This is a genomic window from Neiella marina (assembly GCF_002165625.1).
GTDB lineage: Bacteria > Pseudomonadota > Gammaproteobacteria > Enterobacterales > Neiellaceae > Neiella > Neiella marina.
In genome coordinates this window covers 85,153-98,308 of sequence record NZ_NGNS01000017.1, presented here as the reverse complement: position 1 = coordinate 98,308, position 13,156 = coordinate 85,153, and the positions used below count along the sequence as shown (strand labels likewise).

Here is a 13,156-nt window from a genome sequence, read left to right as displayed (position 1 = left end):
CCTATTCATAGAGAAACGCCCTAGGCCGTCAAGGCCTAGGGCGGTGAAAATATCCAAGACCCGTTATCCGGTAAACCGCAATGCCGCTCCTCTTAAGTGAACAGCATCGCTTTGAGCGGGCTTTTTTATTGCGCTGTGGTGGCTAGTCAATCAAGCCATATTGCTGACGCAAAATATCGATGATTTCTGCTTTTGGGTTATCCGAGAGGTGGAGCTTTTGACCGGTAATCTTCTCAGCAATGCCAACGTAGGTTTCAGACACGGCCATTAGTGCGGCAAGTGGCAGCTCATTGTCACGCGCTAATGCTTCGCGCTCAGCCATACGCTCTTTGTTGAGTAAAATATCTGGATCAGGGAAATGATTGAGAAGAAACTGGCGAAAACCTTCTTTTGAGTTTTCGACAATTTCACCCTCTCGATAAGCGGCGCCATCCCAAATCCGCGATGAATCGGGAGTGCCTACTTCATCCATATAGATCAGTTTATCGTTGCCAGCGGCATCGGTGACATAACCAAACTCAAATTTAGTATCGACAAAGATTTGGTCTAGTTCAGCCAGCGCTGAGCTAATGACGCCAAAACCTTCTTGCAGCAATTTCTCATACAGGCTGATGTCTGCTTGTTGCTGAAAACCGAAAGCAGTAAAGCTGTTCTCTATGGCTTGGCGGGTGATGTTGACATCATCGGCTTCTGGCACATCAGGGATCCCTTTGAGAATACCCTTGGTTGATGGCGTGACCAGCAGATCTGGCAGTTTCTGATCTTTTTCTAGGCCTTCGGCGATTTCAATACCGCAAAACTCACGTTCGCCGTTGGCATAGGCACGCCACATCGAGCCGGTGATGTATTGACGGCAAATGGCTTCTACCATCACCGGACGAGCTTTTTGCACAATCCAGACAAATGGGTGGGGAATATCAAGGATATGGCTATCAGCTAAGCCATTGTCTTTGAATAACTTAAACCAGTGATTGGACACTGCATTGAGGGCCGCTCCTTTACCTGGAACGCCTTTGAGGCCGCCTTCACCATGCCAAATACAGTCAAATGCTGAGATGCGATCGCTGATCACCATAATCGCTAACGGTGCATCGGCCGCGACGTCATAGCCTTTTTCTGCAATTAAGCGGCGACTATCGGCTTCTGTTAGCCAATAAACCGAACGGACCTTGCCGCTGTGGACAGGCTTGTCGGTACGGATTGGAAGATCGTTGTTAACAGCGAGAACTTTGTTAGCTAATGAGGTATCAGCTGCACTCATGATGAATGGTCCTAAACAGTGATGCGGCAATTTAACAGGGCCGGATCATATCAGAATTTATCATCGCTGCCATGACCAGTAAGAGCATTCTAGCTGAGTTGGATAATTACAGTCAGAAAGCTATGAACGAACACGGCTAAGGAGATTGGGGACTGCGCTTTGATGACGAAGCAACAATATATTTTCCAGAGTAAGCAATAGAGTTGTTACTAGCTCGAGCATCGGCAGCAAGGACGCTGCCGTTGAGTCATCAGGGACGATTTCACGACGTCTCGAGATAGCAACAACTCGGTTGCTTGCTTAAGGTGAAACTAATCAGCCCAAGTATCAAAAGCTTGCTTGGCACTGAACTTACCTTCAAGCAATGCTCGGCCGACAATCACCCCAGCGACCTTGGTTGGTTTGAGCGCCGCAATGTCATCAAGGTTGCCAATACCGCCAGAGCTTTGCCAGGCAATGCCCGGGTATTTGCGGGTCATTTCGGCGTAAAGCTCGACGTTTGAGCCTTGCAAGGTGCCATCACGACTAATATCAGTGCACAACACGTGCTTGAGGCCAGCGGCCTCATAGTGTTCGATAAGCTGTTCCAAAGTCATCGCTGAGCTTTCTTGCCAGCCAGAAATTGCAACGTGCTTATTGCCGTCTTCATCAATATTGATATCAAGCGCAAGAACAATGTGCTCAGCCCCGTACTTGCGCATCCAGTTGGCTACTAACTCAGGCTCTTTCACTGCCAGTGAACCAATCACCACTCGCTTGGCACCGATATCCAACAACTGTTGCACATCTTGCTCGGAGCGAATGCCGCCACCAACCTGGATTTTGGCATCGGTTTTTTCGATTAATTCAGCAATCGTGGTGAGCTGACGAGCGCTGGTATCTTTCGCGCCATCTAAGTCGACCAAATGCAACCATTCGGCTCCGGCTTGCTGATAGTGTTGAAATTGCTCGACCGGATTAAAGCTATAGGTGGTTTTCTGGGCGTAATCGCCTTGATATAGGCGAACAACTTCGCCGCCTATTAAGTCCAGGGCAGGGATGATCATTCCGTTAACTCCAGGAAGTTCTTCAACAGTTTGGCGCCAGCTTCTGCCGAGCGTTCGGGGTGAAATTGCACGCCATAGAAATTGTCTTTGCACACCGCGGCGCTAAATACATCGCCGTATTCACAGCTCGCGACTGTGTAAACATCGGACACTGGTAAGCAGAAACTATGCACGAAATAGAAATACGTGCCGGTTGGAATGCCTTTAAACAGTGGGTTGACGCCAACTGGTGTAATGCTGTTCCAGCCCATATGTGGCAGTCGCAAGCCGTCCTCAGCATGCATCGCTTTGACAGTGCCAGGAACCAAATCAAGCATATCGACATGGCTTTCGTCTGAGTATTCCGCCAGTAGCTGCATGCCAAGACAAATGCCTAGTACCGGTTGTGTTAAATTGCGGACCAGTTCAATCAAATTGCGCTCAGCTAGATTTTTCATCGCTTCGCCAGCGCTGCCAACTCCTGGTAAGAAGACTTTATCGGCGCTACGAATGACCTCGTGATCACCACTAACAATCGGGCTGTAGCCCAACCGCTCGACGGCGTACTTGACTGAAGCAATATTGGCACAGCCAGTATCGACAATAACGATTTTCAGATTAGAGCAGACCATTACAACACTCCTTTAGAGCTCGGTAGGGCATCACCCTTCAGCTCAATGGCTTGACGCAGAGTGCGGGCGAATACTTTGAACAAGCCTTCGACTTGATGATGAGCATTGCCTTTACCTGCTTTTAAATGCAAGGTTGCGCCAAGTGTAGTGCTGAGACTGTGGAAAAAGTGTGGCACCATCTCGGTGGCCAGTTCGCCAACCATTTCGCGATCGAAATCAGCATCAAAAACAAAGTAAGGTCGGCCAGACAAATCTAGGCTACAACTCGCTTCGACTTCATCCATTGGCAGGGTAAAGCCATAGCGACCGATGCCGCGCTTGTTGCCCAATGCCTTTTTCAGTGCTTCGCCCAACGCTAAGGCACAATCTTCCACACTGTGGTGATCATCAATGTGAATATCGCCATCACAGGTTAACTGCAGTTGGAAGCCACCATGAGTACAGATCTGCTCAAGCATGTGGTCGAAGAAGCCAACGCCAGTTTTCAACACGTTGCCGCCTTGCTTGTCGAGATTGACCTTGACGTTAATGTCGGTCTCGCGTGTCTTGCGGGTTACTTCGGCAACACGCTCTTGGTGCAGTAGTTGATCGACAATTTCATTCCAACCCAAATTTTCACGGTTGTATTGCAGGCCGACAATGCCCATGTTCTCGGCCAATTGCATATCGGTGGCGCGATCGCCAATGACGTATGAGTTTTCAAAGTCGACTTTTCCTTCGCTCAGATAAGACTGAACCAAACCAAGCTTGGGTTTGCGACAAGTACAGTTGTCTTCATCGAAGTGTGGGCAGATCAGGACATCATCCCAAACAATGCCTTGAGATTCGAACAGCTGCATCATCTTATCGTGTGGCGCATCGAAGTCCGCTTGCGGGAAGCTGTCGGTGCCTAAACCATCTTGATTACTGACCATGACCAAGCGGAAGCCCGCTTTTTGTAATTGCAGTAAGGCAGGAACAACGGCTGGTTCGTAAACCAGTTTTTCTAGGGTATCGAGTTGGTAATCAACCGGCGGCTCTTCAACAAGAGTACCGTCACGGTCGATAAATAGAATTGCTTGGCGGCTCACACGGCCTCCTTAAAATATGCTTGCAACGCGCTTGTGGTGCGCGCCATTTCTTGTTCGGTACCAATGGTAACGCGAATGCAGTTTTGCAACGTCAGTTGCTTGCTTTGGTTGCGCAGAATGATGCCGGCTTGCGCCATCGCTTGCATACAAGCGAGGGCGTCAGGCACTCGAAACAACACATAGTTACCACTGGATGGGAATACTTCGGTCAGGCCAGTCATGGTTGCGGCAAACTCAGCGCGTAATGCATTTAGTCCTGCCACTTCATTGGCAACAGCCGTGAGGTTGTCATCGGACAGCGCCTGAATCGCGACTTGGGCGACCGGCTCTGGCACTGGATAAGGTGCAATCACCTTGGCCAATTGCTGAATAACGGCTTCATTGGCTAAGGTGAAGCCACAACGAATACCGGCTAAAGCAAACGCCTTAGATAAGGTCCGCAATACCACCAAGTTCGGAAACTCACCAAGCCAGTTGAGCACCGATGGTTGTTCTGAAAACTCGATGTATGCTTCATCGACAACCACCAAGGCTTGATCTTTCAATGCTTCGAGCAGCTGACGTAGCTTTGCTGGCTGCATATCATGGCCAGTTGGGTTGTTTGGTGAGCAAACAAACACCAGTTTCACTGAGTCCATGTTGGCTAGCACGCCGTCAACATCGACTTGGTAGTCGCCATCAAGCGGCACATTCACCACATCAACAAGGTTGGTTCTGGCGCTGATGGCATACATGCCGTAGGTCGGCGGGCAGATAATGACTTTATCTTGCTGCGGCTCACAGAAAGTTCGAATCAATAGCTCAATGCCTTCATCGGCACCACGAGTGGCTAACAACTGCTTGTTATTGACTCCGGCATACGCCGCGTAGCGGTCAATCAATTCCGGTGGTTGAAATTCCGGATAACGACCAAAGCGCGAGTCATCTAACTGGTAGTCGTGAGCGTAAGGATTTTCATTGGCATTGAGCCAAATTTCACCATCGCCGCCTAAACGGCGAGCCGACTCATAAGGCACTAAATCGCTGAGCTGCTGACGCAGCAGGCGGGCGGCTAGATCACTCATTATTTGCCCCTTTAGCGACAATAATATGCTCGCCACCCACACCACCAGCCCCTTCTTTACGCTGTGCCTCGAGTAGCGAAGTACGGACGGTGACCGCATTGCGGTGCGCGTCCAAACCTTCAGCATCGGCAATCGCAGTGACAATCGGCGCCAGACCCGCTAAACCGTCAGCGGTGAGCTCTTGCACGGTAAAACGCTTACAGAAGTCATTCAAACTGAGACTGGAATAGGTCCGCACATAGCCGTAGGTTGGCAAAACATGGTTGGTACCGCTGGCATAATCACCCACAGATTCTGGTGTCCAGTCGCCTAAAAACACCGAGCCAGCGTGTTGAATGGCGTTCAAGTACTGGCGTGGATTTTCGGTTTGGACAATCAAGTGCTCGGGGCCGTATTCGTTGGAGATGGCAACTGCTTCGGTCATATCGGCGCAAACAATGGCAATGCTATTATCCAGTGCTTTCTCCGCAATACCTGCGCGACTAAGTTCCGCCAGTTGACGAGCCAAAGCTTCGTTAACTTCATCGGCGAGCTTGTCTGATGGAGTCACGACGACCACTTGTGAATCTGGGCCATGCTCGGCTTGTGACAGCAGATCGGCCGCAATAAAGTCGGCATTGGCGCGTTCATCGGCCATGACCAGTACTTCTGATGGGCCTGCTGGCATATCAATCGCCGCTCCGCCAATGGCTTGCGAAACCTGGCGCTTGGCTTCGGTCACAAAACTATTACCAGGGCCATAAATCTTATCGACTTTGGGAACACTTTCGGTGCCAAATGCCAGCGCGGCAACAGCTTGCGCGCCGCCCACTTGATAGATCTCGTCAATACCGCACAAACTTGCGGCATAAACAATTTCCGCAGCAATAGGTGGGGGTGATACCAATACCTTACGACCACAACCGGCGATTTCGGCTGGCACGCCAAGCATTAGCACGGTACTTGGCAGAGGTGCTGAACCGCCTGGAATATACAAGCCGACCGCTTCAATAGCTCGGCTGTGCATTTCGCATAATACGCCAGGTTGGGTTTCGACCGACAACGGCCGATGTACTTGCGCTGCGTGAAAACTACGAATGTTGCGATAGGCCTCGCGCAGTGCAGTTTTTAATGATGATGGCAGGCTATCACAAGCGGTTTGCATGGCTTCACTAGTGAGCCGGATATCATCTAATTCAACTTTATCAAACTGGGCACTCAAGGCTTTGAGCGCATCATCACCTTCGGTTTTAACCCGCTCTATGATGCCGGTTACCGTTTCGGTGATGCTATCAGATGCTGCCATCGCCGGGCGCAACAATACTTGTTGCTGCTCCTCGGGAGAGAGTGCTGACCATAAAACCTTTTTCATGCTAAGAGTCATGACAGGTGTTACTCCATCATTTTTTCAATCGGCAATACTAGAATTGAGCTGGCGCCTAACTCTTTCAATTGTTCCATGGTTTCCCAGAACAGATTCTCAGAGCTAACCACGTGAACGGCCACGGCTTCGTCGGTGTGGGCCAATGGTAGAACGGTCGGATTTTCTGCACCAGGCAGCAAGCTGACCACTTGCTCCAATTTGTCTTTTGGCGAGTGCAGCATGATGTATTTGCTTTCTTTTGCTTGCATCACCGCGCCAATGCGAGTGAGCAACTTATCCACTAACTCTTGTTTCGCTGGCTCGAGCGGATCTTTACGCTGAATCAACCGAGCTTGGGAGCGGAAAATGACATCTGTTTCACGTAAGCCATTGGCTTCCAAGGTGGCACCAGTAGAGACCAAATCACAAATTGCATCAGCAAGGCCTGCGCGTGGAGCAACTTCAACTGAGCCGGTCAACATACAAGGTTGAAACTTGACGCCTTGCTCATTGAGGTAACGGCGCAGTAATTCTGGATAAGAGGTCGCGATACGCAGGCCATCCAAATCTTTCGGGCCGTTGTAACTCATCTCATTCGGCACTGCCAGCGACAAACGGCAACCACCAAAGCCGAGTTGCTTCAGTGATTTGAATTCTGATGGCTCACCGGCGCGCTCGCGCATCATGGTTTCTTCTTCAAGAACGTTCTCGCCGATAACGCCTAAATCACAGACACCGTCCATGATCAGACCGGGAATGTCGTCGTCACGAACACGCAAAACATCAATCGGTTGGTTGGTGCTATGAGCAATCAAGCGTTGATCGTGAATATTGAATTTCACACCACAGCTAGCGAGCAGGGCATAAGTTTTTTCACTGAGGCGACCAGATTTCTGAATCGCGATACGCAGTCTTGAATTGTCCAACATGATGTATTTCCTAAAAAGCAAAGCTAAAAAATAAAAAACCCTCGGTGGCCGGGCCTTCCGAGGGTTTTTGCACTATGGCTGACACACCGCTGGAAGGCTTATCGACCTTCCACGCATCCCGCTCCTGAAAGGTCAACTTTCTGGATGGTGATGATGATGGAGTGTGTTGTTCAAAAGCATGTCAGCCACGTCATAATTTGGTGATTTATAATCAGGTCGTTGAACCTACCCAAGCTTGAATAAAAATGCAAGAAATTTTGTGATCCTATTCAAGGAACGTTGAAAGCTAAGTAAGTGTCAAATAATTGACGATTGACTAAAGTTTGGTCAAGATAGGCCGATAAAGGAAGTGAGATAGCTAACTTATTGAAAAGGAAAAGTAATGCCGAACCAAGATCTGATCTTCCCAATCTTGCCGCGTCCGGCTCCGAGAGTGGAGCGGGAAAAAAGCAAGGTGCGTCAGATTTCTGAGCGTCCGGTCATTGCGACTTCAGAGCAAGAGCAGCACCAACCCGCCGAAGACGAACTCGACCGTATTGCTCGAGCGCTTGAACAGCGCGACCGCCAGCGTAAACGTCATCCTCAGTCGCAAAACAAGAAACTGAAAAAGCTGCAGCAGATGCAGCAACGTTTTGATGAACAAGAGCGCGATGACAAAGACGATCCGCATTTTGATATCACTGCCTAGGGGCTGTTAACCGTCTCGTTGTTCGGGCTATGCGATTTTTGCTTGTGCCACTGCTTGAAGCGGCGCCAGCAGCGACTCAGCCAGCGGGTTTTTTCCACTAACGACACCAAGTGAGCTTCATCGGGTCGCAGTAACTTGCGGTCACGCTTCCATTTGTACTTCACCACCGCCATACGATCGATGAGCTGGCATAGCTTAAACAATTGGCCTTTGACCTTGTCACTCAGACTATTGTTATCTTTGGGGCTAAAGGTGGCGGCACCGAAGTCAAAAATGAATGCTTGGGTTTGATTCAGCATTAAGTTCTTACTGTGCAGATCGTTGTGGCAGACGCCCGCTTGGTGGATCTGCGCTACTTTAGTTTCCAGTGAGTCACTATTGTCCTGGTTGATGCTGGCTTTACATTGAGCCAGTTTACTCATCAGCAGTTTGTTGCCGCCGAATGCAATCGGTTTGGGAACATGCTTAACATGCCTCAGTTTGAGTAAGGCTAACCACTCTCGACGAAGCTGCCAACGACAAATAGTGCGGCGAAATAGCTTGGGGCGCGCAGAGTAATCTTTGAGGATGTATTTGTTGTTATCGCGTTGAACTTCATACACATCAGCTTGCAATGGCCCGTCCGCCGCTTGGATTAGGCGGCGGTAACTGAATTGCTGGATATCAAAGTACTTCATTGCATCTACCCGACCGTACTAATACCAATCCATGTAGACATTTACCCCTCTCAGCGTTTAGAAAAAGCAGTCAATCGAGAAAGAGGATTTACGGCGTAGTGGTTCTACGTAGTAAGTTCGATGACGATGAGTGACAGCTTTTTCTTAACGCCCGAAGGGAGCATTCCAGAGTCGCTATTTTTACGTTATTTCAAGTTGAAATAGAATGACTATTCCTAACTTAAAATGCCTGAAACTAGCGACTCTGACTTCGCTCTGAGCGGAGCAAATGTCTACATGGATTGGTATAAAACCTTAACTGAAAAATCAGAAAGGCAGGATAGAAGCAACTAGCTGACTAAATGCTGAACAAGTTGTGGGCTGATAACAAAAGCACTAATGGTTTGGTATCACAACAGCGACGGATTGTTTTGCCACAGCCATAAGTTCAACATGGTCGCGAAGGATACCCAGCACAGATAAGGTAGCAGCAACAATGCCGCTAGCTTGCTGATGCTGGCAAAGCGAACAATGACGATTAAAATGAGCAACCAAAGGACCACAATGTTGACAAACGATGCTGCTCCCAATTGCCATGCAAAGAACAGCCAACTCCACAGAGCGTTGGGCAATAGGTGAAACAAAAAAAGTATCAGTGATGAGCGACGAGCCGGGAGGTTTTGCTGGCGCCAAATCAGCCAGCCTGCAATGGCCATCATGGTATAAAGGGTGAGCCAGACCGGTCCAAACAGCCAACCGGGTGGCGCCCAACTTGGTTGTTGCAATAGCGCGTAGAACTCTTTGCCATTGATTGATGCCGCAGCGCCGACAGCAGATACCAAGTAACACAAACCAATAAAACCCAGCAAGGCCAGAGCTTGTTGTTTGATGCTTAGATTATGCAACGTTGTGGCCATTACTACTGGTCCTTTTGTATCAAGAAGAGCAGCGCTCAAGCGATCATTTCTCTGACCATATTAGTGGCCGATAAATAAGCGCCTTCAATTCGACCGCCCTGACACCAATCACCGACCACCGCTAACTGTTGTTGCTGACAGATATTCGGGTTCTGTTGCTGGTTGGGGGTTGCCATATGAGCATAGCGCCAAAAGTGGGCGTATTCATGAGTGATGGCGAGCTCACTATCTAAGTGCGTCGTTAACCACGATGTTGCCTCGGCAATGATTTGTTCTGACTTGTCACTTTGGCGATCAGCAGAGTGCTGTGGTGAAAAGTGCAGTAACCATACGTCGTCGCTATGAGCGGGTTTAACTCGGCCGGGTTTGGCCGACAACCGCGATAGCCAAGATACCGTTTTATCACCAAACACGCCTTGAATGGTCGGACAAACCGCTCCCTTGGTGGCCAGCACAGTTGCCCAACAGGGCAGCAAGAGCGGTTCTTGCTCGCTCACTTCAGACATGTGTTGTGCCAACAAGTAGCGTGCTTGCGCTGGTGGAATGGCTACCACCAGCCAATGATAGGCGCCCCATTCAGCCTCACTTTGATCGGTGAGATACCAACTGTGGTTGCGTCGTTCGACGCTGGTAATGGTGATATTAAGATTCAAGTTTAGGTCTGTCGCCAATTGATGAGCGATGCTGTTCATGTTGGGCGTACCAACAAAACGCTCGGTATCATCGGGTGACCGGTGGAGTTCACCATTGATTAGCTTGTGCGGAGTAAATTGCCAAGGTTGGGCTGCGCCGTGGTCAACCCAACGGCTCACTTCCCTACGAAAACGCGGATGCCTTGCGGTGAAATATTGGGCGCCAGTATCGACGGTTGCCCAACTTAACCGTTTGCTGGCTAGACGGCCGCCTCGGCCACGAGACTTCTCAAACACATCGACCTGGTAGCCGAGCGACTGCAGCTCTTTGGCTGCGGTAAGTCCGGCGATTCCTGCTCCAATTACTGCAACTCGAGTCACTTTCGCTGTCCTTTATTTGCGGGTTGTCAGCGATTGTTACGAGTGACTAATGCTGAATGATCAACTTATCGAATCCATGCATAGCTGACTTTGACAAAGGCTCGGCGGTCATTCGCTTCTAAATCTGAAAAGTCTTCGGTGGTGTCTTGATACTCGGAATAGCCAGCGTAAAACACCGTTTGAGGATTGATTTTGTAGGCGTACAACAACTCAAATGAGAAGTTTCTGCTGTGAGCGTCAATGTCCTCTGGATCATCGTATAGGTAATTATTTTTGTTACGGGCATTGTTTTTGTATATCAAGCTGCCGCGAACAAAGCTTTGGACATTGAACTGATAAGTGACGCGAAAATCAGTCAGTCGAGCAATGAACACATTGGCGCCGTCGGCATCCAGATCGCGGTAGGTTTGGCGCAGTTTTAATTGCAAATGTTGGTTTGGGCTCCAGTCAATGACGGTGCGTAGCAATCGTTTGGTTCCCAAACGGTTGCTGGCAAAATCAATCGCATCGCCGTACTCAAGTTTGGTATTTAAGTACAAGCCGGAAAAGGGTTTTACTTCACCAAATAGCTGGAACACATCCATACTAAATAGGGTCGTATTGCCGTCGATGTCGAGTTTGCTTTGATCAATTCGCGGACCGACCAAATCGCGCCGAGTGTAGGCAAAAAACAGTTCGCTTTCGTAGTTGGCGTCTAATCTGGCACTGATATCAAATTCCTTTTCGATCAGTTCATCATTGTCGTTATGGGTGATATCCCAGTCCGAGTAGAGTCGGAATTTTTGCCACCAAGCGCCATCTTCATCGTTATACCAATAGCGGGCGCCGGCAATTTGCTTGCGGTTGTAATCGACTTTGCCAATAAAGCCCAAGTCACCACGGAAACCACTGTTTTGCTCCTCGTACCCTAGCTTGTAAAACCAGTATTTGCCGTCATGGCTAAAGTCAGTCTTTAGGGCATGGCCAGAGAAGGTTCCTTCCTTGTTGGTTCGCAATACTTGCTCGTTGATGTCGCAGCCGGTCAAATCACAGTCTTCGACGTGCTGCGGTTGGCAGTCTGCATCGTCGTCGGTGTCACAGAACTGCTGATACAGATCGTCGGGGTATTCGGTACGTGAATATAGTTTCTGCAGTTGAAACACATCGGTGTCGTTAAACCGCACTCGGGTATCAACGCCATGGACCTGATTCCGATAATCATCGGCGTCACGCACGGTAGAGATCCAGCCGACGGTAATGTCTTGGGTGTAGTCGTAGTTGTAGCGCAAAGCCGCGTTGGTGGATTCGCCCTCCAACTCAGCAACGGATGAGCCACGGTTGCCAGGAATTAGGATATTGGTGGTTTCGTCATCGGCGATAAAGACACCTAAGGAGTGATTGTTGTGACGCCCGGTTAGCTTGCCGCCGTAGTTAGGCGCGTAGATGTTTCGGGTGTACACGAGGTTGTAATCTGTCGAAAAATAATCGGCATTGTCGAGAAAAAATGGCCGTTTCTCTTTCACGAATAGAGCGAAGGTATTGTTAATGCTGAGCTGCGCCTGATCGGTTTCGACCGTTGAAAAATCTGGATTCAGAGTGGCATTGAACAGGATATCGGGGGTGATCCCCCAGCGGACATCAAGACTGGGCTCAAACTCGTTGTCTGACTGCCAAGGGCCATCATCGTCTCGCGTCTCATCGCGAGCAACAACCAACGCCGGCGCAATGGTCAGATTCTGGCCTTGTTTGACGTTGCTAAAGCCACGGGCGGTTGCCAGTTGGCACAATTCGCATTTGTTACCACGTTCAAGCCGAATATGAGAGATCCGCAGGTTCTGTTCGCGTGGGTAACGACGCACTAATTCTATACCCCAGTCTTGTGGTTGCTGGCTTTCAGCAAAGTTAAGCATCCGAAACGGCAGTTCCATTTCAACGACATAGCCATGCTCGTTGATTTGCCCTTTGCTATCCCAAATGCCGTCCCAAGCGTCACTTTCATTGCCGGTCAGCTCATTTTCAATGCCATCGATTTGGACCCCAAGCGGGTTGCTAAAAAAGCGATAAGCTAAGTTTTGATTGTTGTAGGTATCGAGTTTGACGCCAACGATATCGTCGCCCCAGGATTTGTCGCGGTCTTTCAAAAATGCCCGAATCTGTTTTGGGTCGGGATCGTCGGCGATGAAGCCGATGTAAAGACTTGAACCATTCTCAATTAGCAGTGCTCGAGTCGTCACTGGGCTTGGTGTGTTGTCGAATGGCCGAGTGACAATGTCTATTTCAACAACGCTAGCTTGCTGCCAAGCCGCATCATCTAGCTTGCCATCAACGGTGATGGCAAGCTCTGTTTTCGGAATGGTGATGATCTGTTCACTGGACGATTGAGTGGCGGCTTGCGCCGAACTCAAGGTGAGCATTAAGCAGACAACAGCTAATAGGGCACGCATTGGCAACTGATATTCCTTACAACTAATCAGTAGGTGACAGCGCCTTTAATATCACTTTTTACCGGTTTGTAACTTAATTTGGCGCAAAACGCCCTAATGTTAACATTTTCATTGCTAACAACTGGTCGTTTTGGCC

The 13,156-nt window shown here is 49.4% G+C and carries 12 protein-coding genes and 1 other annotated feature; of the genes, 1 reads left to right on the top strand and 11 read right to left on the bottom strand.

The genetic code is table 11. The annotated features are described in order from the left end of the window. Positions 1-142 precede the first annotated feature (142 nt). From CBE68_RS13265 to hisG, 7 genes are all read right to left on the bottom strand, one after another. Complete coding sequence (locus tag CBE68_RS13265; protein ID WP_087506577.1) at positions 143-1,261, bottom strand: phosphoribosylaminoimidazolesuccinocarboxamide synthase; 1,119 nt, start codon at positions 1,259-1,261, stop codon at positions 143-145. 311 nt (positions 1,262-1,572) lie between these two features. Next, positions 1,573-2,307, bottom strand: a complete 735-nt coding sequence (gene hisA / locus CBE68_RS13260) for a 1-(5-phosphoribosyl)-5-[(5-phosphoribosylamino)methylideneamino]imidazole-4-carboxamide isomerase (RefSeq protein WP_087506576.1) — start codon at positions 2,305-2,307, stop codon at positions 1,573-1,575. Then, a complete protein-coding gene (gene hisH / locus CBE68_RS13255) occupies positions 2,304-2,918 on the bottom strand; it encodes an imidazole glycerol phosphate synthase subunit HisH (RefSeq protein WP_087506575.1) in 615 nt (204 codons plus the stop codon). Before hisH ends, hisA begins: the two co-directional genes overlap by 4 nt. Then, the gene (gene hisB / locus CBE68_RS13250) at positions 2,918-3,988 is read right to left on the bottom strand and encodes a bifunctional histidinol-phosphatase/imidazoleglycerol-phosphate dehydratase HisB (protein WP_087506574.1); all 1,071 of its coding nucleotides are present in this window, start codon (positions 3,986-3,988) and stop codon (positions 2,918-2,920) included. The genes hisH and hisB overlap by 1 nt, the downstream gene beginning before the upstream one ends. After that, a complete protein-coding gene (gene hisC, locus CBE68_RS13245; protein WP_087506573.1) occupies positions 3,985-5,052 on the bottom strand; it encodes a histidinol-phosphate transaminase in 1,068 nt (355 codons plus the stop codon). Before hisC ends, hisB begins: the two co-directional genes overlap by 4 nt. Next, on the bottom strand, positions 5,045-6,403 hold the full coding sequence (hisD, locus tag CBE68_RS13240) for a histidinol dehydrogenase (RefSeq protein ID WP_087506586.1): 1,359 nt from the start codon (positions 6,401-6,403) through the stop codon (positions 5,045-5,047). The genes hisC and hisD overlap by 8 nt, the downstream gene beginning before the upstream one ends. Before the next feature lie 20 nt (positions 6,404-6,423). Further along, positions 6,424-7,323: an ATP phosphoribosyltransferase gene (gene hisG / locus CBE68_RS13235; RefSeq protein ID WP_087506572.1), complete on the bottom strand. Its 900-nt coding sequence runs from the start codon at positions 7,321-7,323 to the stop codon at positions 6,424-6,426. 29 nt (positions 7,324-7,352) lie between these two features. Next, positions 7,353-7,483: a sequence feature (His leader region), on the bottom strand. Positions 7,484-7,705: 222 nt separating this feature from the next. On the opposite strand from hisG, the gene CBE68_RS13230 reads away from it, so the two are divergent. After that, positions 7,706-8,011 (top strand): hypothetical protein, encoded by a 306-nt coding sequence (locus CBE68_RS13230; protein ID WP_087506571.1) that lies wholly within the window; start codon positions 7,706-7,708, stop codon positions 8,009-8,011. On the opposite strand, the gene CBE68_RS13225 is transcribed toward CBE68_RS13230, so the two are convergent. The 4 genes from CBE68_RS13225 to CBE68_RS13210 all read right to left on the bottom strand — a co-directional run bounded on the left by CBE68_RS13225 (position 8,008) and on the right by CBE68_RS13210 (position 13,020). Next, positions 8,008-8,688, bottom strand: coding sequence for an RIO1 family regulatory kinase/ATPase domain-containing protein (locus CBE68_RS13225; RefSeq protein ID WP_087506570.1), 681 nt, complete (start codon positions 8,686-8,688; stop codon positions 8,008-8,010). The genes CBE68_RS13230 and CBE68_RS13225 overlap by 4 nt on opposite strands. 389 nt (positions 8,689-9,077) lie before the next feature. Next, positions 9,078-9,584, bottom strand: a complete 507-nt coding sequence (locus CBE68_RS13220) for a TspO/MBR family protein (protein WP_087506569.1) — start codon at positions 9,582-9,584, stop codon at positions 9,078-9,080. A gap of 35 nt (positions 9,585-9,619) precedes the next feature. Continuing rightward, positions 9,620-10,597: an NAD(P)/FAD-dependent oxidoreductase gene (locus CBE68_RS13215; RefSeq protein WP_087506568.1), complete on the bottom strand. Its 978-nt coding sequence runs from the start codon at positions 10,595-10,597 to the stop codon at positions 9,620-9,622. Between the two features lie 65 nt (positions 10,598-10,662). Next, on the bottom strand, positions 10,663-13,020 hold the full coding sequence (locus CBE68_RS13210) for a carbohydrate binding family 9 domain-containing protein (RefSeq protein ID WP_087506567.1): 2,358 nt from the start codon (positions 13,018-13,020) through the stop codon (positions 10,663-10,665). Between the last annotated feature and the right edge of the window lie 136 nt (positions 13,021-13,156).